This is a genomic window from Parasulfitobacter algicola (assembly GCF_013315265.1).
Taxonomy (GTDB): domain Bacteria; phylum Pseudomonadota; class Alphaproteobacteria; order Rhodobacterales; family Rhodobacteraceae; genus Parasulfitobacter; species Parasulfitobacter algicola.
In genome coordinates this window covers 1-22,473 of the sequence record NZ_JABUFE010000023.1, presented here as the reverse complement: position 1 = coordinate 22,473, position 22,473 = coordinate 1, and the positions used below count along the sequence as shown (strand labels likewise).

Genomic DNA, 22,473 nt, shown 5'->3' with positions numbered 1-22,473 from the left:
ACCAACGGCCAAAACACCCACGCCGGGTCCACCAACCAGGGCCACGATGAGGCACAAAAAGGCTGGCAGCCCTCCCCGCAGCAGCCCGGAGAAAGCGCGATCTCATATCAGACACGGATAGCGGCCTATAATCAGAATAAGTCATAAAGGACAGAGGATTGGGCTGGTCGATGTGGCTGGCCCAATGCTGCGACTGTACAGTGATGAAGGGTGTTGAAACAGGCAGCAGATCGGTGCTCACCATCCGGCCCAAAACAGCGTGATCTCGCCGATGTAAGTGATCGAAAAATTTTGCGCGAAAATATAGCCTTGCTGCGTCGGCATTTCCACAAAAAGTATGGAATTCCATACCTAGCCCGTAAAACCACCGCGTGTATTGATGAATTCAAGAAGTTTTAATGATTGGAAATAACAGATGCCATAATTGGAGTAAAAATGACAAAAATATTAGGAAAAGCAAAACAACCAAAGAACTGTCGCATTATGATGTTTGTTGCGTAATTTTTGAATTTGTCGCGTTCAGTTTTAAATTGGAACACTGCTGCGCAAGTTTAGAAAGTCATTTCCGAAACTGCTAATCTGTGTCGTGCAGTCAACTATCTATGACAATATAAACAAAGGTCGGTTAATGCTCAAAAGCGTCTTAAAATCAATTTCTGCTCTATTGTTGTTAATGTGGTTCGTTACTAGGCCTTTGTCTGCAGATTTGCTTCAAAACGGTGACGCTATTTCATCTATTCAAATTAGAAAACAATTAGATCAAGGCAATTGTAGCGAGATTTGGGAAAAATTGTACTCAGACGCAAAGGTAGGATCGAAACATGCTTCAGCATGGCTAGCTGTATTACTTTATACCGACATAACACCACCCAATATTGAAGAGGATAACGATTTTCATGTTACATCGATATATTTCTTTACAGTGAATGCTGTAGGCGAACGCTTTGCTGATCTGCCAGATTTTGAATCGTTCGAAGATCAAGTCATTTATGAGTTATTCCTCAACATTGAAGGCAAATCTACATGTCAAACAGCAAAAAATAGTAGCGTATGTATGAGTGAAGCGCACAAACATGGGCTTCTACCAACCCGGTCCGAGTACATAGATAGAATCGACGAAATTGAGAGCGGCGGCGGTGTCGCTAGTTGTATGAAGGTGAACTGATGGCGAATCGTGGTTTGACTGAAGGCGAAATAGAGCTTGCTCAGGCTTTGTTTGGAGATGCTATAGATTACTCGACGATTCGTATATTTGATCGCGGTTATCAAAATATTGCAAATGAAGTAACGTCACCTAATGGAAACATATACTATCCAAGAGAAGGACGTGGAGAAGAATTCTATTCCGATGATTTTTCGACGGCATCTATTTCCAAGCAGGCATATTTTATGCACGAGCTTGCTCATGTCTGGCAATATCAAAATGGTACAAATCTGATTTTTAGACGAATTGTGGAAGGTGGAGACTACGATTATACTGATAAGTTGACTAGCGGCGTGCCATTTTCTGAATGGGGCATAGAAGAGCAAGCTTCTTATTTCGAAGATGTGTTTCGTGGTGCCTACGGGTACACAACTCGCTATAAGGTACCACTAGAAGAACTGCTAAATGTCGATCCTGGAATAGCTGGCTTTGTTGAAAACATAAGTAGTAGATGTTTTCTCGCTGGTACGAGAGTTTCTATGTTTGAAGCTGACATGAAACCCATCGAAGATATCCAGCCTGGCGACGTTGTCCAATCTTACGATGCTTCAGGCAATCTGGTCCCTGGTCGTGTTGTGCGGACGTTTCAGAAAGACGTCGCCCACCTGCTGGATGTCCATGGTCTGAAGGTCACACCGGGCCATGTGACGCTTTGTGGCGATGGTCAGTTTGCTGGGCGCCATGTGCCGATCATCGATATTCTGCTGAGTGACGGTGCTTTGGTGAAAGAAGATGGATCACTGATCCGCATGGCGATCAACAAGCCTTTAGGATCGCTGGAAGATCAGTTCGTCAAAGTGGCTTATGCGCTCACATCTGAAGATGCCCGCAGCGGCAATCTGCAGCACGGGAAAATGCGCGTTGGCACACTGCTTTGTGATAGAGATGGCGCGCAGGTGTCTGTGCTGGACTGTATCCGGGCCGATAATATGACATTTGATGCGGACACGGGCCTTGTGGCGCGTGAAGGTCAAGCCCCGGAGCCGCTTTACTTCTTCGGTGCTTTACCGCGTCCAGAGGACTATATCCTCCGCCGCAGTCGCGAAACTTTAGAGAGTATCCTGATCGACGGGGAATGGGAAGGCTCGCCATCAGAGCTGATTGCAAAGCGATTGCAGTATGCTGATAAGTTACGGGTGAATTGATGGGCGATGATCGAACAGGATCCGCCAGCAGCAAACCTGTGGGTGTGGCGGGATCAGAGGCTCTGGATCCAAACTCATTTGGGAAGTTCCTAGGGCTAGCAAGCTGGTTGATGTCCATGTCAAAAGCACATCGGGATTTACCGATCTCGACTTTGGATGAACGCATTTTGCCTGCGATCCTTTTGAAGCAATTCAAACTGATAAAAAAAGAGACGATGCCTGTCGCTTTTCTATCCTGGGCAATGGTGTCTGATGAAGTGAAGGAACGAATGTCCAAACCGGATGCTCGCATTGATTTAACGGAATGGCGATCGGGGGATAACCTGATCCTTGTAGAATGTATTTCGCCATTCGCACCAGCAGAAAAAATTAAAAAAGATTTTCTAGAGCGCATGCAAAAAGCCGCCTAGAGTAATACGAGGGTATCCTAATGCACACCAATTTGTCGGCGTCCGCACGCGGACTGCAGTCTTCTTTTGCGAAAAAATTATTTCTTTCACTGGATTGTCACTTCAGATCGGCAGGGAATATTGGAAAAGTCGCGCCTGAAGAGATTACGCTAGATGCATTTCCAGACGGGCTTGAGCCCAAAGCAGGTAAACATACCGTCTATAACTTTGAAGTTGAAGACACGCATACCTACATTGCGGGTGGTTATAGGGTCCACAATAGATCTGCGCTGTCTTACTTCGATCCTGATCAAAACGGGCAAATTACCAAGCTTTATTATGATGAAGACGGTAATTTGGTTGTCGAATCAGTTTCAGATGATGGTGGCCTTTGGAAGATAACGACAGAGGAAACAGACGGATCCGATACGACGGAAGTCACCAAGGAATACTCTTTGGGTGAAGATGGAAAAACAAAATTCTTTCTCAAACAAACTGAGACTTGGGAGGGTGATCCTGACTCTGATGAAGAAATCCTGCAGAGTGTTGAGATCACAAATTACCGGCTTTACGGGGATGAAATTGGCGGGTCTTTTGCGGGGGCAGTTACGCCCTTCATTCTTCAATCAATAGGTGCAGAGAGCGCTTTTGAGCGGCTTGCTGCTGGAACAATCATTGATACTTTAATTCAGAATATTGCAGAGGGTGGATTTAACATTCTACACCACAGCATTCTGAACGCATCAACCAATGGTCAGGTCGTCGAGTTTCTTGCTGTTGATGCCTTTGATGATTTTGGAATTGATCTGGCCATTAATGGTGTGGAGAATACCATTTCCCTTATCAGCCAAGTTATCATGGGGGAAATTTTTGCGTCAGTAGATACAGATGGTGCTCCAGGGGCGATTATGGAGGCTTTGGTATCAACAGGCATCGATCATTATCTGTCAAATGGATTTGATAATTTAATCACAGACGTTTTTGGTGCTGACTCGAAATTAGGAGAGGCTTTCACTGGCAGCTCTTTCAATACCGAGAACCTGGCCGAAAGCCTGTCATCTGTAATTTTTGCAGCTGTTTTAAACGAAGCCCTTCCACAACCAGAGACAATAGAAGGTGCGATTGCATCCTCTATTGCAAAAGTATTTGCGGGTAGCCTCTCTTTTACTGCTGCTGGACCGATTTTAGGTACGGTCATATTACCCGTTCTTGTACCTGCTCTGATTGGCTTGGTTGTCGGAAAACTCTTCGATTCTCTTTTCGACAAAGATCCCGAAGCCTTTGCAGGTCTTAAATATGATCTGGTTTCGGGACTATTCGATATCGATTATCTAGACTCTGAGGATGGTGGCAATGAAGAACTAGCCGAAAGCCTGGGCCTTGCTGTGGTCGAAAAAATCAACGAATTCAAAAGCGCATTGCAAGCGACATCACACAACTATGCTGATATTGACACCATCCGCATCGGACATCTTGAAGACAAGCTTAAAAATGGCGACGGTAAAAGCTATAAAATGGAAGACAGCGACGCCATTTTAGCGGCCGTTGTGAATGCGCTTAAACAGATGGAGGTCAATGACGGTGACTTAAAAGTCGCCAGAGTTCTTGATCTTGAGAATCTCGATCAGGTTTTGGCTGATATGGGCGCTGATGAGGCATTCAGCTATTTGTACTCTAGAATGCGCATTGCACAGGATTATCAATATTATTTGGAAAATGCGGAGCAGATCAATCTGCTGATTACAACGGCACCAAATAGCGCTGAGGCTAAAGCGTGGTTGGCGACCATACTATCTGCGGGTGAAATGGGGCTGGCTGACGGCTACACCGGCATAGGCGATGCTTTGGACAATCTGTTCCTGACCGCGGATGGCGATGATCTGATCGATGGCGGTGCTGGGAATGACGCCATTGTCACGTTTGCCGGAAATGATACCATTCGGGGTGGCGAAGGCGATGACGTGATCAATGCCGGTGCGGGTGCTGATGAGGTCGATGGTGGAGTTGGATCAGACACACTCAGCTTTGAGAACACAGCAGATGGTGTCTCCCTCGATCTCAGCCAGGGGATCGGGCTGAGCGGTGATGCTGAGGGGGATGTTTATACCTCGATCGAAAACGTCACTGGGTCTGAACGCGGAGATGCGATTGTTGGGGATCTCAATTCGAATGTGATCCATGGCAATTCTGGTGATGATACACTGTCTGGTCATGGCGGAGATGATACGGTCGCGGGCGATAAGGGCGATGATATCGTGTTCGGCGCTGATGGGAATGATGTTCTTGAGGGTGGCATAGGGAATGACACACTGGTTGGTGGCGCGGGAGCTGACACACTTGAAGGCGGTGAAGGTATTGATATCGCCTCTTATCGTGACTCCACGACTTCGGTCGATATTTCACTGAAAACCGGCGCTCAAACTGGTGAAGCGATTGGTGATACCTATGTGGGTATTGAGGGACTCGAGGGATCAGCATTTGATGACCGCCTTGAAGCGGCTGATGTTGGTAGCCTTCTCATTGGCGGAACCGGGGATGATGTGCTCATTGGCGGCAATGGCAGCGATACCTATCGCTACGCCCTGGGGGATGGCAATGATGTCATTTCTGAGCATCACAGCGGCGGAAACGCAGATCGCCTGGTCTTGGTAGATGTGGCATCCGATCAACTTCGCATTTCAAGAATTGATAATAATATTATTCTTACCTTTCCGAATAATGAGACTATTACGTTGGAGCGTCAGTTAAATTGGATCAGTAATCCTGGTGTTGAAAGCATTGAGTTTTCAGACGGTTTGATTTGGGCCCAAGATGATTTGATTGCAGAAATGCATGCTCAGGCCAAAGCAACAGGGACGGTAACCGGAACAAGTTTTATCGACACCTTCTATCATGCTCAAGGAGATGGATCATATATAATCTCTGAACATCATAGTGGCGGAAATCAAGATCGGCTGATGCTCACTGATGTGACTTCAGATCAGGTGCTCGTTTCTATGAATGGAAGTGATGTTATCCTGACTTTGCCAAACAGCGAAACGATTACATTAGACAATCAGCTTGGAAGCATTTCAAACCCTGGTATTGAGAGCATTGAGTTTTCCGATGGTCTGATTTGGACTCAAGATGACTTGATTGTAGAGCTTCACGCTCAAGCTAAAGCAACGGGAGTTGTAAACGGCACAAGCTTTATCGACACCTTCTTTCATACTCAAGGAGACGGGTCGTATACGATTGCTACAGAAAGTGTTGGGGACACACTTGTTTTAGGTGATTTGACCGCAGATCAGGTCTTTGTTTCGACTGTGGGTGATGATCTTGTCTTGGGCTTGCCAAACGATGAAACATTAACAATACAAAACCAGTTTGGTCGATATGGGTCCCCTGGCATTGATCAAATCACATTTTCAAATGGCTTTTTTATCAATCGTGCGATCTTGAACAACGCTGTACTGACAGGCCAATCGCTTCAAAGTCTTTTAACTTTTGGCACTGGAGGTGATGATGTTCTAAATGGAACTGATCAAGCGGATGTCTTTCTGACAAGTACTGGCACCGATTTTCTATCGGGGGGTGACGGGTCTGATACATATTTTGTGAACGGTTCTGTGGGAACAACATGGATCCATGAAACCGCAGATCAAAGCACCGATCAACTCGTGTTTGGGGCTTCTATTTCCAGATATATGATTACAACAGACGTTGCAGATCTGGATGGCAACGGCATTAACGATCTTATTTTGGACATCGACAATGATGGTGGTCAGATCATTCTTGCAGATGCTGTCGATAGTGATGGAACAACGATCATTGGTGGTGTGCAATACGTCCATTACGCAAATGGTGAAACATATACGCTTCAGTCACTTGCTGACATCACCAGCGTGTTTACAGGAACTGATTGGGATGACCAAATCACTGGAACCGATCAGTCGGAGGTTTTTGAAACTTCTGCTGGCGATGACACGATTTATGGTGGGCATGGCGATGATGTCTATCGTCTGGACCGTGGCCAAGGCGATGATGTGCTGCGGGACAGTAATGGAACAGACCGTCTTGAGTTCGCCGACGGGATCAGCTTGTCGGATCTGGTGGTGACGACGGGTGATTTTGTGGCGGATGGCAACACTGACCTGAAGATCACGTTCGCGGATGGCAGCGGGTCTGTGGTGCTGGAATTCACCCATGTCGATGGGAACTGGGCGCGCAGCCATTATTTCGAGACGATTGCGTTTGCCGATGGCACCGAGATGAGCTGGCATGAGTTTTTGGATGCGACGGTGAACAAGGGTACTGCGGACAGCGATATTATCCATGGCACCTATCGTGATGATGTCTTCGGCGCGTCAACAGGCGATGACACGATTTATGGTGGGCACGGCGATGATGTCTATCGTCTGGAGCGCGGTCAGGGCGATGATGTGCTGCATGATACAGGTGGCTCGGATCGTCTTGAGTTTGGCGCTGAGATCAGCTTGTCGGACTTGGTGGTGACGACCGGTGATTTTGTGGCGGATGGCAACACTGACCTGAAGATCGCGTTCGCGGATGGCAGCGGGTCTGTGGTGCTGGAATTCACCCATGTCGATGGGAACTGGGCGCGCAGCCATTATTTCGAGACGATTGCGTTTGCCGATGGCACCGAGATGAGCTGGCATGAGTTTTTGGATGCGACGGTGAACAAGGGTACTGCGGACAGCGATATTATCCATGGCACCTATCGTGATGATGTCTTCGGCGCGTCAACAGGCGATGACACGATTTATGGTGGGCATGGCGATGATGTCTATCGTCTGGAGCGCGGTCAGGGCGATGATGTGCTGCATGATACAGGTGGCTCGGATCGTCTTGAGTTTGGCGCTGAGATCAGCTTGTCGGATTTGGTGGTGACGACCGGTGATTTTGTGATGGATGGCAACACCGACCTGAAGATTGCCTTTGCCGATGGCAGTGGCTCGGTGGTGCTGGAACAAAACCAAGCTCAGTCATATTGGGCACCAAACTATTATCTTGAAACGATTGCGTTTGCCGATGGCACCGAACTGGATTGGCAGACGTTCCTTGATGTGACGGTGAACAGAGGCACCGGCGACGATAACGTCATCCATGGCAGCTATGGCAATGATATCTTCAGCGCGTCAACTGGCGATGATACGATCTATGGCGGGCATGGCGATGATGTGTATCATGTCAACAAATACGGTGGCGACAAACACATCTACGACAGTCACGGCTCAGATCGCATTGTCTTCGGCGATGGCATCGGCACACGGGATCTGAGGATCAATGAGCGCGATGTCGATGAAAACGGCATCAATGATATGGTGTTCAGCTTCAAAAATGGAACCGGATCCTTTGCGATTATGGATGCCGAAAGCTGGTCCTGGTTTTCAAGTGGGAAGATCGAGTTCTTTGAATTCTACAATGGCACTGTTCTGACACGGGAATACTTTCAGAACGGCAGCACAGCGAACGATGTTATTGCGGGTGATGCCTCTGATAACTTCCTCTTTGCTTTAGGCGGTGATGATACGATGATCGGCGAAGGCGGTGCTGATATTCTTGTGGGCGGCGATGGCCTTGACATTGCCAGCTATGCAACCTCCGCTACGGCCGTCACCATTGATCTTGATACAGAAACCGGGCTTGGCGGTGATGCGGAAGGGGATACCTTCTCCAGTATCGAAGGTGCGATTGGGTCGGACTTTGACGATGTGCTGTTAGGTGACAATACTGCGAACCATCTGACCGGTGGTCAGGGCGCTGATCGCCTTGAAGGACGCGCGGGCAATGATACACTCGTGGGAGGCGATGGCGATGACACCATCATTTACGCTTCTGGCGATGACGTTATTTTGGGCAATTATCAGAATGAAGGAAGTGATACACTTGATCTCAGCAAGTACACAGCAGATCAAGTGTCATTCCGTCTTAATGGCAATCACGTATTTATTGATACACCGGATGGAATAATCCAACTTAGCGATCAAGTTCTGCGTAACTTGGGCCATACGCGTTCAAACATAGAAACGATTGTCTTCTCTGATGTTACCTTGAATGAAGCAGACATCGCAGCACGGGCTTTGTCTGATCAGATCAGTGATGGCAGTGATAGCGTCATCGGATCTAACTTAAATGATATGATTAATGCAGAAATGGGTGATGACATCATAAATGCCAATGGCGGACACGACATATTAAACGGCGCAGATGGCTTTGATATGCTCAATGGAGGTTCAGGGAATGACACGCTGGATGGTGGCGTTGGAGATGATATTCTCAATGGCGATGATGGCAACGATGTTCTAATCGGCGGCGCAGGTTCGGATGTTCTGGATGGCGGTGCAGGCAGCGACACCGCGTCCTATGCAGGTGTGACCGAAGCGATCAAAGTTGATCTGATGTTCGCTGAGAACAATACAGGTGCTGCGATCGGCGATACGTATTTTTCGGTTGAAAACCTGATTGGATCGCAGGCGGGTGATAACTTGCGCGGTACGACCGGCAACAATGTCATCGAAGGCGGCGCTGGTGTGGATTATATCTGGGGTCGCGGGGGTGACGATACGCTGGATGGGGGCATTGGAAATGATGTCCTTCTGGGCGGTGCTGGTGCTGATGTTCTGATCGGTGGCGAAGGGCGCGACCGGGCACAATACTCAAACAGCAATGTCGGTTTGACCCTTGATCTGGAGTTTACTGATCGCAACACAAGCGAAGCCGTGGGCGATGTCTATGATAGCATCGAAGACCTTGCGGGTGGTCGGTTCAATGACGAGATCAGCGGTGACGCAGGCGCAAACGGTCTATATGGCCGCGAAGGCAATGATACGCTCTTTGGTCGTGATGGCGATGATTACCTGGAGGGTGGTACCGACAACGATGTGCTTGATGGAGGCGTTGGCGATGACGTTCTACGAGGCGGTCAGGATGCAGATACGTTTGTATATCGCAGCACAAGCGACGGCGCTGGCGGGTTTGATAAGGTCAGGGACTTTGAGAACGGTATAGATCTGATTGATCTAACCAGCTTTGGGTTCGCCAGTTTCGCTGAGGTTGAGGCACTGACTCGGGATGCGGGTACCAATCACATGCGGATCGATTTTGGTGATGGCGATACGCTCTATATCGAGAACTTCAGATTAGCTGACTTCGATGCAAACGATGTGTTGTTGTAGGTGATTCCTAGACGACAAATTGGAGGCACCGGCTGTTAGTGGATGACTTGATCTGATGGCATGGGGGTATCGGGGGAACAAGAACGCGCGCCCGATTGCGGATCAACCGCGCATGTCGGTTGTGCATGGTTTGGTGCAGGTGGAGAGGTATATCTCCAAATCCTGCGAGCGGGTTCCAAGGGGCGGCGATAAGCCCTTTGGTCAGGGTCCATCTTTGATAAGATGGCGGCATTCAATCCGCGCAGGGTTGATCTATGGGGTGTTGGGGAGAGAGACCTCTCCCCGACGAGGGATCAAACACCGATGATGTTTGCATGACGATGGCCGGGCTCAATGCCGCGGGGTGTCGTCATTGGCTGAGGGGGATAGAACGGGGGAGCGCAGCAGCCCCCTTCTCAAGAGGTGTGGTACTACCACACACATCTTGCGATCACTCCTAGATCGGAAGATGGCCGCGGGCTCGCAGCGGAAACGGGTCAGCGACCCACAGCTCGCGATTAACCGCCGCGCTGCGAAAAATGTCTGCAAAGAGCCCAAACCTACCAAATGCTGCGCATTCACCAGCGTCGGATTTCTCCGATTTGGGTAAGAAGGCTTGTCAAGCTGGCCCCTCATGATGTAGATACATGATGTAACTACATTACAGTGAGCCTGCAATGGATCAATGCATCTTTACAGCCGTTAGAAAGGCAAACCGCGTCCTGTTCCGACGCTACCAAGACGCCTTGTCTGAAACGGGTGTCAGCATCGTACAACTCTCCATATTGAGGGCCCTGGAACGCCAAGGACCACTCGCCTTATCGCGACTGGCCGATGATCTCGCGATGGAGCGCACGTCGCTTTACCGCACGATAGAACCACTGATTGATAGCGGAGCTGTGCATGTCGAAAGCGCTCTGACAGGGAAGTCGAAAGTCGCGAAGCTTACCGTTGAGGGGCGCAGTACAATCGAGCGCGTGATGCCCTTTTGGGCAAAGGCGCAAGAGCGCGTTCTGAACGAAGTTGCGCTGACCGATGCCCCTAATTTTCAGCGCACCTTGAATGCAATCGCAAAACTTTCAACCTGATATGAGACGCTCCATGATCAATCGCGCCGGGCTGGCCTGGCTTCTCCTTGGGCTGATCTGGGGCACCAATTTTGTGTTCATCAAATGGTCAACCGACGCAGTGACACCGATGCAGGTCGTATTGGTGCGGGTTGTTGCAGGGTTTCTGACGGTCGCGGTCTACGCATTGGTCACGAGACAGCTAAGTCTGTCGCATCTAAGGCATAGCCTGCATTTCATCGTGATGGCGTGCCTAGCTGCTGCACTCTATTTTTACGGCTTCGCCGAAGGCACGGCGCTGTTACAGTCCGGATTGGCAGGCGCGGTTAGTGCATCAATTCCACTTTTTTCGCTGCTTGCAGCGGTGCTGTTCCTGCCGGAAGAAAATCTCACCTCCAATCGGGTTTTGGGTCTGCTTGTCGGATTGGTTGGCGTGACCTTGATCGCAAAGCCATTGTCGGGCGGGCTCGGTGACAGCTATCTCTTGGGGGTTCTTTGGATGGTGCTCGGGTCGTTCAGCCTTGGTGTGTCCTTTGTCTATGCCCGTAGGTTCGTCACACCGCTCGACCTACCTCCTGCCGCACTCACAACATACCAGCTAGGGTTTGCGACCCTGATCTTGCTGGCGGTGACCGATATGACCGGGCTTGGCACGCTTACCGATGATCCGACTTCATTCGCGGTTCTTGTTTTTGGACTTGGTTTCCTCGGAACGGGGTTAGCCTACGTCCTGTATTATTACGTCATTGGCAAGCTCGGTGCGGTTCGTGCTTCGGCACTCACCTATGTTCCGCCAGTCGTGGCTCTCTTTTTGGGCGCGTTGTTCCTTGGGGAAGCTATCGTCCTTTTGGACTATGTTGCCACCGCGCTCATCTTTACTGGTGTCATACTGGTCAATAAGCGATCAAAGTCGCAAAGCTGACATTGACCCAATGGCGGCTTCGTACCGCACTGCCGCAATCTTCTAGTTGGTTTCCATCCCGAATTTCACCTTAGTTTGTCACTGGACGATTAGATCGCAAGGCGCTGTGCCTCGCGCAGATGGTCGGGCAGAAGAGGCCGCGCTTGCGGCCTCTTTGATTTACCGAAGCTCTATAACGCTGGTTCTATCTCTTGGCTGTGGCCCGCAACCTTCGCCTCATCGCCGATTTCGCGGATCATGATGCGCCCGTGCAGGGGTATCGCGTCGAATTTGAGGCTGAGGCCTTTGCCGTCTTTGTTGGCCCAGGCGGCTCCGACCCGGTGCCAGTAGGATTGCTCGCCTTCGCCTGTCACCTGATAGATGGTATGTGTCGGGCGGTTTGTGTTTGTGTCATTTGTCATGGTCTTGCTCCTTTGTTTGTCTGGCCAGGACACCAGCGTCCGGCCTCATGGGTGCAAAACCTCCGCCGCTCAGATCGGGCGGATCATGGCTCACACGGGGGTGCGTCAGCACCCTGGTGCGGGCAGGCCATTGATCGGACCGATGCGGCGGGGATACCCATGAATTGAGGCCGGATGCGGGACCTGCGCCAGATCGAAGGAATTGAAGAACACCCGCAAATGACTGGTCACCACCGCCTGTGGATGACCAACGCGCAAAAGATGACAGGGCAATTTCAGCTATGATATACTGGCGTTAGGAGGCAGGAATGGCTGAAACAGAGCAGAATGAACAAGTAAAAGAAGACAATGTGACCGCCGACGTGGAGTCCACTGATCCGGATTACGTCGCGTGGCGTGAAGCGCAGATTCGTAAGGCGCAAGAGACATACCGGCAGAACCCTGACCAGACGATCCCGCTGCAGACGGTGATGGCACAATTCGGTCTTGAACATTGAGTTCCTGCCGCAGGCGCTGACCGATCTGGACAGTATTCTTGATTACATTGCACAGGACAATCGCGCGGCGGCGGATCAGACCGTGACCCGTATTCTGCAATCCATCCGCCATCTTGAGACTTTCCCGTTGATGGGCCGTGACGGCAGCGTCGATGGCACACGAGAGCTGCCCATTCCTGGTCTCAGTTACTGTGCGATCTATGAGATTGTCAGTGCCACTGATCTTGTGGTGCTGCGCATCCTGCACACCTCTCGCAAATGGCCCCCAGACGGATCGTGAGCGGACAGCGCGTCTTGAAAGGCGCTATTGCAGCCCGGTTCGTGCCGCAACGGAGACGCTGATCTACGCACAGCGATAGATCAGACGCTGCCCGGCCACGATTGTTTCGCTGTAATCCACGCCCAGATCACGGGCCAACGCATCATAGTCAAAATACCGCTCCAGTGCGTCCGGTATCTCGCCCATGATCCCCTCGGCCACAAACTCAATAGCCAGATCGCGCAAGCTGTCCAGATAATAGACATCCACATCCAAGTCATCCGGGCGATCTGTGCCCAGATCAAAGGCGCAGCTACATTCCCCGATGGCGAGAATGGCGCGGGTCTTCTGATCGGTGTCCCAGCCTTCAAGCGCCGCGATCACCAAGGCGATGGTGTTCTGATACAAACCCAGGGCATCCGCCAATGCGGCGTCGATGGCGTCACCATCAATGAACTGCAATTCGAATTCCTCGACCGGTTGCCCAGCCTCGTTGCGCAAGACGGCGGCTTTGATCGTAAAATCTTCTGCGGTCTCGAAATAGAAACCAGTGGCGGTGATATCATAGGGTTGGGCGTAAAATGTGCAGGGCATGGGCCGGGTCCTTTCGTCTTTTGAGTGGGACCTCCACATCCCCATCCAGCGACAAAAATGGTGGCGGGGTTTTGGGAGGTGAGGCATCTGCGCCTCTCCTTCAAACCCTGCCTCCCGGCTGAGGGCGGGAGGGGGCCCGTGCCATAGGAAAGTCAAGGACCTGAGGGAGGGGGATCGCCCGGCCTGCACGACGCCGCAGGCAGAGGAAGGTTGGGGACACCCTCTGAGACGCCGATCTTTGCTGTTGCACGGGGAGGGCTGGCCCTCCTACAGAAACATCTCTTAATGATCCCAAAGGGCGCGTCGCCCCGATTGCCAAGACAGGCACATTCTGATCACAATTGACCGCATGTCACCGGTGACAAGGAATCGCGCGATAGCATGGCAACACCTGAAGAAACCCGATTGCGCGATGCGCTTTCCTCAGCGCTGCACCACTATGAAGAGGTAATGAACACACCGTTTCCGGGACAGGTCGTCCTGAGCGTCATTGATCACCCGGAGTTCTGCGCCTTTGCCCATGTGGAGGCAGGCAACGTACATCTGCAGGCAAGCACGGGCACGGTCAGTGCGTTGGACCAGCTTTGGCAGCAGGCGCTACAGAACACCGACATCCTGCAATGTGATGGCCAGCCAGCAGCTGTCGATCCGCAAGCTTTGACTCAGGTCTCGCTGATCTGGCTGTTATTCCATGAACTTGAGCACTTCGGCCTGGGGCATTTCGAAGACACCCAATCTGGCCCGATGATCGAAGCGGCGTCACCACAAACCCTCGGCCTGATCACCAGTGCCGTGCCCGCTTTTGATCCCGAAAATGTCAACGCTGTCCCGACATCGTATCTGCTGAAACGTCAGGAGATGGAAGCCGATCACGAGGCCATTGAATTGGTGCTGGAAGCCTATAGTGCTGATAACTGGATCGAACTGCGCAGCGGCGCCGCCTGCATTTCTGCTGTCATGATCCTGATCGAAAAGACCGATGAAGACACGGCCCAGCCCGGACAATCGCATCCCAAGGCGGCCACACGTTTGTTCCAACTTCTGGGGCATCTGACGCAACTCTGGCAAGTGCCTGCCCAGATCAAGGCACAGTTGGCCGGGCGCGATACCGTTGATTCCAATGGCCTACCGCCGGATGATGAGATCGCGGCCTATCAACGGCAAGTGATCATACCCGTGTTTGCTGATGCACTGTGCTTGGCGAAGACTGTTGGCGCATCAAACGCCGTCGCTGATCTGCAGGATCAGGTCAGCTTCTTCCAGGACATTGCCAATGTGCAACTTGGCAGAGTTGAGACGTTGGTCACGCCCGGAGCAATGGAATGGGCCGAGTTGGTGGCCGATGCTGAGGCTGGCTGACTGACTTTTGATACAATTGAGGTCGCATAAAGTTAACGCCCGGCACCACATCCTCGCGCGAACCGCGCGCAACAATCTTCAATCAATCAATCATCGGCCATGGTATGAGTGAGAACGGCCTATTTTGTTGAAAAACACTTGTTGATCGCGTTGCCCAAGACTGATTCAATTCCCTTATTGGTTGGGGGCATTGGCGATGATGGGACCGAAACAGGAAGCACAAGCTGCGCTGTTCTATGAATTCTCGCTTGAGGATCACGTCCCACAAGATCATTTGCTGCGTTCAATTGATCGTTTCGTCGATCTGAGCAGCATTCGTGGCCACCTGTCGGATTTCTACAGCCACACGGGTCGTCCTTCCGTTGACCCTGAGCTGCTGATCCGGATGCTTCTGGTGGGCTATTGCTTTGGGATACGGTCAGAGCGGCGGCTCTGTGAAGAGGTGCATCTGAACCTCGCCTATGTGAAGCGCGGCAAGACCGATGCGGCCGACGCCGAAGCGATTTGCGAGGCGGTGCGTCGCCCAACCATGCGATTTGTCGAGACCAAGTCTGAAGACCAGCAGGCAGTACTTTCCATACACCGCGCCCGGGATCTCGTCGTCCGCCAGCGCACCCAGGTCGTGAACATGATCCGAAGCATACTGCGAGAGTTCGGGCATATCCTGCCGACGGGCATTGAGGCGGTGTCGAAGTTTGCCCGAGAACACAGCACCGAAGAACAAATGGAAATGCCAGAGATCGCGGACGGTATTCTCGGCGTGATGTGCAATCAGCTGAACGGCCTCAATGCTCGGATCGACGGGCTGACCAAACTGATCGAACAGCATGCCTGGCTCGATGCTGATGCGCGGCGGTTGATGCGTATGCCAGGGGTCGGACCGATAACAGCTTCTGCAATTGTCGCCACCATTGGCGATGCAAAACAGTTCGAGACCGGACGCGATTTGGCGGCTTGGCTGGGCCTGACACCGCTGAACAAATCCAGTGGCGGCAAAGAACGTCTCGGGCGGATAACAAAGAAAGGTGACCGCTATGTCCGAAAGCTACTGATCGTCGGAATGACGTCGCGCGCGATCATGGCGAGGAACAAGCCTGAAAAGGCTGACACCTGGACCGCGAAATTACTCGACCAGAAACCCTTCAGGCTGGCAACAGTCGCGATGGCCAACAAATCGGCCCGGATCATCTGGGCGATCCTGACAAAAGGAGAAGAATACCGGCAGCCGATCGCTTGATCCTGCCAAGAAATGCAAGACGCTTGATGTGATGATGCGAAGCGAAGTCAACCAAGAGTAAGGACACTCCGATGAATGTCGCGACCCTCAGAGGTCGTATTCCCGATAGGAACCTTGCTTGCGGAACTCATCATGGCCAGTGGCAACCGCCACACAAACAGGCCGGACACACGACTGTACTGACAGACCATCGCAATCACAAAAATCTCTTGCAATGCAGGAGCAACCCACACATGCCATTCACCTGCCGGTCAGGATACTGCAGTCGCAGTCCGCTTTGCTGATGGGGTGGATGGCTCCTGCTTCAACCGGCGTCGCAATGCGCCATAGTGCAGGTGTCAAAATCTGCTTATGAGAAGGAGCCACCCCATGCAAGTTACCACAATCGGCGTTGATCTGGCTAAGAACGTTTTCCAAGTTCATGGGATCACAGCCACCGAGGAAGTAGTTTTCAACAAGCCCTTGCGGAGGGCGCAGTTTCTGTCCTTTTTTTCCAAGTTGGAGCCCTGCTTGATCGGCATGGAATCCTGCAGCAGTTCTCATCATTGGGCCCGTGAATTGATTGCTCTTGGTCACGAGGTTCGGCTGATCCCCCCGATGTACGTGAAGCCATACGTCAAACGCGGCAAGTCAGACGCAATTGATGCTGAGGCTATCTGCGAAGCCGTGACCCGTCCGACCATGCGCTTTGTTGCGATCAAGACAGTCGAGCAGCAGTCCCTGCTGTCGCTGCATCGGGCGCGTGATCTTCTGGTGCGCCAGAGAACGCAACTCATCAACAATCTGCGTGGTCTGGTTGCCGAGTTTGGCATCTTTATCCCACGTGGCCTCGCCCGGGTGATTGGGTTTGCTGAAGACATAACGCTGGGTGAGGTTCTTGATCTACCTGACATTGCCAATGAAGTGATCCACAATCTGTGCGAGCAACTTATGGCTCTGCACAAGCGGGTCCGCTGGTACGAAGATCGTGTAAAACAAGTCGCCAAAGAGGACGCGCGCGTTCGTCTTCTGCGTACGATCCCTGGCGTTGGCGCAGTGACGGCCTCTGCGATCATCGCCAGCATTGGAGATGGGCATCAGTTCCGCAATGGTCGGGAGTTCGCTGCTTGACTGGGCCTGACGCCGGCGAATAAGTCCAGCGGCGGCAAGGAGAAGCTGGGACGGATCACCAAGATGGGCGACCAGTATTTACGATCGTTGCTCGTCGTCGGCATGACATCGCTGGTCCGACAAACGAGGTCGCACCCCGAACGCGCCAGTAAATGGCTGACATCATTGCTCGAACGCAAAGCCGCCCGCGTAGCAACTGTCGCGATGGCCAACAAGACCGCCCGGATCGTCTGGGCAGTGCTCACCCGCAATGAACCCTACAGCCCACGTACTGCAGTCTGAGACGAAAGGAACATTGAGTTAGCAAGACCTGCGAGATGATGGTGCATAAGTCTGCCGCCAAAACCAGGACACTCCGCCGAATGGCGCGGGCATAATAGCCCGCTTTGCTGATAGGAACTTGGTTTGCGGAACCCATCAGGGCCAGCGGTCAAAGCCGCGCAAACAGGCCGGACACATGACTGCTTCTGACAAATGCACAAATCAGATCAAAAATGTCTTGCTATGCAGGAGCCATCCACACAGGTCATTCGCTGCAAGCGCGAACTCCTGGCTTCGTCGAACTCACACATCGCGGGACAGAGCGACAATTCGCTGCAATTGCTCCAATGGCTGCTTTTGACGACACTCCGCTTCATAGTGGAGCAGAGTTTTTCAGTTCAATGCATCTTTAAACGGCTTCGGATACGCGAGAAACTGGGCTGGATTGCCATTCATGTCTACCGCTTCGATGCCATAAAGTGTCTGCTTGGGTGGCTCAGGAATGTGAGCGGGCTTTTTGAGCCACTCGATTTCTTTGAAACCGTAGCCACTGGGGCTAAAAACCTCCGATGATTTGACCGTGTCGCCAGGTTTGATGCTCTTGACCCTCATTGCCCTATACCGCGACCCGTTTGCGGGCCTTGGCCGCTTTACGTTGCTTCGCCTCCATCGCCTTACGCTGTTTTCGGTTCAGAGTCCGTTGCGGCTTGGCGGAGGCCATCGGTGCATGTTCCACGTTCAGCGGTTCGTTGCGCGGCATGGCCGATAGCGCCGCTCCTTTGAGCGGTTGCACTGGGCCACGATCCTGAACCATTGGTGCAGGCAGGCGCGGGCCTTGGCTTTCCCATTCAGCGGCCTTGTAGATGTCTTCCAGCGTAGTGCCAGAGCAGGCCATTACGAAGTCTTCCGGCTTGGGCAGCGTGTCGCTGAAATCCCAGAGAAGGGGTGCGCCCGGACTATCTCCGACGTAGACTAGCTCGTCCTCATCGACGACACCGCCGTTACGTTCGATCAGGTCTGCCACAGCGAAGGATTTGCGTTTTTCACCGTCACCAACGAGGAAGCGTGTACCGAGGCGAATACGACCTTCGTCGGTTTGTTCGAATGTGCGGTCTGCTTTGCGCTTGCCAGCGACCGCGCGGACAAAGCCGTCACGCGGGCTGTCCACAGGAACATTGGTGGCGGCGCGGATCAGGGTGCCGTCCTGGTGTTCGATCACGCCATCGTCGCGCAGAACGTCAATCAGGGTCTCGTACTTGTAGGACTTCTTGCTGTCTGGGCGGTAGTAGACATGGCCGGGGGTCACGCGCGTGCCGTGGAAGTTCAGCAGGATTTTGGCGTTGTTCTGGAACGTCCGAGTTACTGGACCAGGTACAAGGTTGCCATCGTCATCGAAGGACACCACTAGGTCGCCCATCCGGATCTGTTCAATCGGCTTCTTCCAGACCTTCGCGCGCACCTCGTCTTGGTCGTAGATGCCGTCTGGGCCGGGTTTGAGATCGGGATCAAGTGGCCACATGTCGATAGGAACTTCAGGGCCGAAGCATTGATGTTCTTCTGGAATTAGGTCGATTCTGCCGGCCTTGGCGAGTGCTGTATAAACACTGCCAATAAATTGGTTCTCTCCTGCTTCAGTACGGGGTATGTGTTGTTCAACGAAAAACCAAAAGGTGCCATGTTTGTAAACGTCAGGATTATTCTCAAGGATCTGCAATAGGGCGTCTAAAGGGGACTGTCCGGTCGCAATAAGATAATTAATTTCTGATGAAATCAGATAACCAAGCGCAGCTGGCACGCCATCAAAGTCAAACCCTTTCTGCCAATTTTCGCTGGGCCAATTTGCATCTGTTGTGGGGATTCTCGTGCCCGAAACCGTGGGATTAGAGCTTTGCCAATTAGCCGGGTTTGTCTCAGCCAAAACTATTGGCGCGATAGATGTTCCATCCGCAAGCGTCGTTATGGTTGCGCCAGTGGCAACCCAAAGAATTCCTTCGAGATCTGATTGCCATATGGTATCTGATGCTGATATGCTCGCTAACGAGTTGCTCATTACAGTGTTAACAATGTTAATGACATCTTGTGTTGAGCCGTTTTGCGACCTGACATATAGACCAATCTGTCTGCCAATTTCATTGTTATGAAAGTCCATTCCTGAATTTGAGCTTAACCCAAAATCTAGTTCATGACCTGCGAGCAGGGTATCAGCATAAGTCGGATTGAAGTTTCTATGTAATTCTGCGGAAATCAAAAGATGTCGGTAGGCATCTGCGGGGCCATCAATGCGACCAGGTAATTGAGATGCAACGGATAGTGCTGTTGCCCAATCAGAAGCTCCACCTGTTGCAACAGATTCTAACCAGTCAAATGCCATGAGATGTTCCTTATGTTTGTGCTCTAGCTAAGAAAAGGGCGGTCGCGGCAAGGCATGCCGGAGCGAAGATTGCGAATACAGCAAATGTCAAATTGTTCTCTACTATAACCCAGTTTCCCCAAAGAGAGACACTAGACCATACAACTACTAAGATACAACTCAGCTTGACTAACTTAGTTGAATTCAAGATCAGCGCGGCCACAGAAATTGCAATGATTATCAAAAGTGGGATGGCGAAAATCGGCGAGGCAGTAGTTGCACCGAGCAAAGAAAAAGACGTTATTGCTACAGCAACAATATGTAAGACTTGAATAATTCTTGGTGCCATTTTATGATTGTCTCCAGTGTAGCCACCCTCGCTTCGTGGGGGCTGTGAGTAAAGAGGTAAAACGGTTTTCGGATTGAATCGAGCCATTTGCTAAGATCATCTACTGTTTCTGAGAGATGGTTTAGCTGACCTTCAAGGCCGTTTTTCCGCTCTTCAGCGACGGCAAGCTCCTTTTCTAGTTCAGCTATGCGTTGCAACGCTATGTTTTCAAGACATGGTAGAACACTGCTATATGCCCGCGTATTCTTGGACTTAGGCCCCAACGATAGAATGTGAGCCAAAGGTAAGCGGACCTTCGTGCAAGCCGCAGCATCATGCATTTTGGGCTCGCTGTGGACCTGTCACGTTTTCGTGCCGCCCCAAGTGCTCGTTTAAGCCACCTTCCGTTCGAAGGCGACAGGGCTTTTCCATCCGAGTGCTGAGTGGCGGCGACGCGGATTGTAGAAGCCGTTTATGTATTCGAAGATCGCCATCTCAGCCTGCCGCCGCGTTTCCCATGACCGCCGCCAGATCAGTTCAGCTTTGATGGTCTTGAAGAAGGTCTCGACTGCTGCATTGTCGTAACAATTGCCCTTCCCAGACATCGACACCTTGAACCCATGCTGGCGCAGGATTTTCTGATAGTCATGCGAACAATATTGCGACCCGCGATCTGTGTGATGGATGCAGCCCTTTGGTGGCGCACGGAATGCGATGGCCATATTCAACGCCCGTATCGCAAGATCCCGCTTCATGCGGTTGCTCACCGCCCAACCGATGACCCGCCTGGAATGCAGGTCCAGGATGACAGCCAAATACAACCAGCCTTCGCGCGTCCAGACATAGCTGATGTCACCCGCCCATTTCTGGTTTGGCAGGTCTGCTGAGAAGTTGCGGTCCAACAGGTTCGGCGCGATGTTGAACCTATGATCGCTGTCAGTGGTCACCTTATGTTTGCGGGTTCTAACCACGGATATGCCGTTCTGACGCATCAGACGACCAACACGGCGATGACCGACGTCCAGGCCGATCTCCTTCAATTCTTCAGTCATCCGAGGCCTGCCGTAGCTGCCAAGACTGAGACGCGATTGTTCTTTGATGTGAGCCAGCGTGACCAGATCAGACCGCTGTCTGCGACTGGCCGGACGGGTGCGGAATGCCCTCAGACCACGCGTGCTAACGCCGACGACATCGCACAACCGGTTGGCTGGAAAGCTGGCTCTGTGTTCTTCAACAAACCTAAATCTCATTGCTTTAGGCCCGCGAAGAACTGGGTGGCCTTTTTTAAGATCTCCCTCTTGTCTTAGGGATTTTGATGACATGTGGCACATCAGAGCTATCCCCCGGCACGGCATTTATGCCGAGGGATAGCGGGGGTCGGATCGGTTCCCTCTTGGTTTTGAAGAACCGTGGAGGAGTAGGATCGCCCCCGCTCTTTTTGCTGACCTGAACGGATACTGAGGCACCGTTTCGTACGGGGGCCTGAATGACAAGAAGAGGTGGGAAAGAGCTATGACAAAGAACATTGGTATAGATATCTCGAAAGAGACGCTTGATGCTTATCGGACAGACGACGGTGCCTATGCGCAATTCCAAAATGACAACAAGGGGCGCCGCGCTCTCTTGCGGTGGATCGGCGACAGAGTGACGCTTGTCGTCTTCGAAGCAACCGGCGCCTACCATCGCGGCTTGGAGATAGATTTGGCTGACGCATCAGTGCCGTTTGCCAAAGTAAATCCCAAACAAGCACGGCGTTTTGCGCAAGCGATCGGAAAGCTTGCCAAAACAGATCGCGTCGATGCCGCCATGCTCGCTAAAATGGGAGCCGCTCTCGATCTGTCGCCGCAAACGCCCGCGACATCGGAATTGCATGATATGCAGGAGTTACTCGCAGCAAGGCGGGCGCTCATCAAAGATCAAACCGCTGCGCGAACACGATTGGCGACAGCATCTGTTGGCTCTGTTCAAACGATCTTAAATCGCCGATTGAAACAGGTCGCCAAAGACATTGACCAGATTGATGACGCCCTACGTAACTTATCTTGCATGGATGCACAATTCTCTCGGAAAGTTGCTATTCTCGCGAGCGTTCCAGGTATTGGGCAGCTTACGGCCATAACGCTTTTGATCGACATGCCGGAGATCGGAGATATGGATAACAAGCAGGCGGCCAGTCTGGCTGGACTTGCGCCG

Annotated in this window: 15 protein-coding genes and 2 pseudogenes; 12 read left to right on the top strand and 5 right to left on the bottom strand. The window is 51.7% G+C overall.

Annotation, left to right across the window (positions count from 1 at the left end; genetic code table 11):
- The first annotated feature begins 628 nt into the window (after nucleotides 1-628).
- The 6 genes from HRQ87_RS19170 to HRQ87_RS19145 all read left to right on the top strand — a co-directional run bounded on the left by HRQ87_RS19170 (nucleotide 629) and on the right by HRQ87_RS19145 (nucleotide 11,884).
- Nucleotides 629-1,165 carry a hypothetical protein gene (locus HRQ87_RS19170; protein ID WP_174140057.1) on the top strand — a complete coding sequence of 179 codons (537 nt, stop codon included), beginning with the start codon at nucleotides 629-631 and terminating at the stop codon, nucleotides 1,163-1,165.
- Entirely contained in the window at nucleotides 1,165-2,349 is a 1,185-nt protein-coding gene (locus HRQ87_RS19165; protein ID WP_174140056.1) for a Hint domain-containing protein, read from the top strand. Before HRQ87_RS19170 ends, HRQ87_RS19165 begins: the two co-directional genes overlap by 1 nt.
- On the top strand, nucleotides 2,349-2,759 hold the full coding sequence (locus HRQ87_RS19160) for a toxin-activating lysine-acyltransferase (protein WP_174140055.1): 411 nt from the start codon (nucleotides 2,349-2,351) through the stop codon (nucleotides 2,757-2,759). The genes HRQ87_RS19165 and HRQ87_RS19160 overlap by 1 nt, the downstream gene beginning before the upstream one ends.
- 20 nt (nucleotides 2,760-2,779) lie before the next feature.
- Nucleotides 2,780-9,916 carry a calcium-binding protein gene (locus tag HRQ87_RS19155; protein ID WP_174140054.1) on the top strand — a complete coding sequence of 2,379 codons (7,137 nt, stop codon included), beginning with the start codon at nucleotides 2,780-2,782 and terminating at the stop codon, nucleotides 9,914-9,916.
- Between the two features lie 656 nt (nucleotides 9,917-10,572).
- A complete protein-coding gene (locus HRQ87_RS19150) occupies nucleotides 10,573-10,983 on the top strand; it encodes a MarR family winged helix-turn-helix transcriptional regulator (protein ID WP_174140053.1) in 411 nt (136 codons plus the stop codon).
- 13 nt (nucleotides 10,984-10,996) lie between these two features.
- Nucleotides 10,997-11,884, top strand: coding sequence for a DMT family transporter (locus HRQ87_RS19145; RefSeq protein ID WP_174140052.1), 888 nt, complete (start codon nucleotides 10,997-10,999; stop codon nucleotides 11,882-11,884).
- 170 nt (nucleotides 11,885-12,054) lie between these two features.
- Here HRQ87_RS19145 and HRQ87_RS19140 read toward each other — a convergent pair whose 3' ends face one another.
- Nucleotides 12,055-12,285, bottom strand: a complete 231-nt coding sequence (locus tag HRQ87_RS19140; protein WP_174140051.1) for a hypothetical protein — start codon at nucleotides 12,283-12,285, stop codon at nucleotides 12,055-12,057.
- A gap of 308 nt (nucleotides 12,286-12,593) precedes the next feature.
- Here HRQ87_RS19140 and HRQ87_RS19135 point away from each other — a divergent pair, with 308 nt between their 5' ends.
- Both HRQ87_RS19135 and HRQ87_RS19130 read left to right on the top strand, forming a co-directional pair.
- Nucleotides 12,594-12,782 carry a hypothetical protein gene (locus HRQ87_RS19135; protein ID WP_174140050.1) on the top strand — a complete coding sequence of 63 codons (189 nt, stop codon included), beginning with the start codon at nucleotides 12,594-12,596 and terminating at the stop codon, nucleotides 12,780-12,782.
- Nucleotides 12,772-13,062 (top strand): type II toxin-antitoxin system RelE/ParE family toxin, encoded by a 291-nt coding sequence (locus HRQ87_RS19130; RefSeq protein ID WP_174140049.1) that lies wholly within the window; start codon nucleotides 12,772-12,774, stop codon nucleotides 13,060-13,062. Before HRQ87_RS19135 ends, HRQ87_RS19130 begins: the two co-directional genes overlap by 11 nt.
- Nucleotides 13,063-13,125: 63 nt before the next feature.
- On the opposite strand, the gene HRQ87_RS19125 is transcribed toward HRQ87_RS19130, so the two are convergent.
- A complete protein-coding gene (locus HRQ87_RS19125; RefSeq protein WP_174140048.1) occupies nucleotides 13,126-13,635 on the bottom strand; it encodes an antirestriction protein ArdA in 510 nt (169 codons plus the stop codon).
- Nucleotides 13,636-14,016: 381 nt separating this feature from the next.
- On the opposite strand from HRQ87_RS19125, the gene HRQ87_RS19120 reads away from it, so the two are divergent.
- The 3 genes and pseudogenes from HRQ87_RS19120 to HRQ87_RS19110 all read left to right on the top strand — a co-directional run bounded on the left by HRQ87_RS19120 (nucleotide 14,017) and on the right by HRQ87_RS19110 (nucleotide 17,623).
- Entirely contained in the window at nucleotides 14,017-14,994 is a 978-nt protein-coding gene (locus HRQ87_RS19120) for a hypothetical protein (RefSeq protein ID WP_174140047.1), read from the top strand.
- 196 nt (nucleotides 14,995-15,190) lie between these two features.
- On the top strand, nucleotides 15,191-16,231 hold the full coding sequence (locus HRQ87_RS19115) for an IS110 family RNA-guided transposase (RefSeq protein WP_174140046.1): 1,041 nt from the start codon (nucleotides 15,191-15,193) through the stop codon (nucleotides 16,229-16,231).
- Nucleotides 16,232-16,600: 369 nt separating this feature from the next.
- Nucleotides 16,601-17,623 (top strand): annotated as a pseudogene (locus HRQ87_RS19110) (IS110 family RNA-guided transposase).
- 372 nt (nucleotides 17,624-17,995) lie between these two features.
- Here HRQ87_RS19110 and HRQ87_RS19105 read toward each other — a convergent pair.
- The 3 genes and pseudogenes from HRQ87_RS19105 to HRQ87_RS19095 all read right to left on the bottom strand — a co-directional run.
- On the bottom strand, nucleotides 17,996-18,214 hold the full coding sequence (locus HRQ87_RS19105) for a hypothetical protein (RefSeq protein ID WP_174140045.1): 219 nt from the start codon (nucleotides 18,212-18,214) through the stop codon (nucleotides 17,996-17,998).
- Nucleotides 18,215-18,218: 4 nt separating this feature from the next.
- Nucleotides 18,219-19,973, bottom strand: coding sequence for a DUF6973 domain-containing protein (locus tag HRQ87_RS20375; protein ID WP_246252520.1), 1,755 nt, complete (start codon nucleotides 19,971-19,973; stop codon nucleotides 18,219-18,221).
- Between the two features lie 699 nt (nucleotides 19,974-20,672).
- Nucleotides 20,673-21,572, bottom strand: a pseudogene (locus tag HRQ87_RS19095) (IS3 family transposase); the annotation flags it as partial.
- 220 nt (nucleotides 21,573-21,792) lie between these two features.
- Between HRQ87_RS19095 and HRQ87_RS19090 the strand changes: the two are divergent.
- Nucleotides 21,793-22,473: IS110 family transposase (locus HRQ87_RS19090; protein WP_174140044.1), on the top strand; the 681-nt coding region annotated here is incomplete at its 3' end.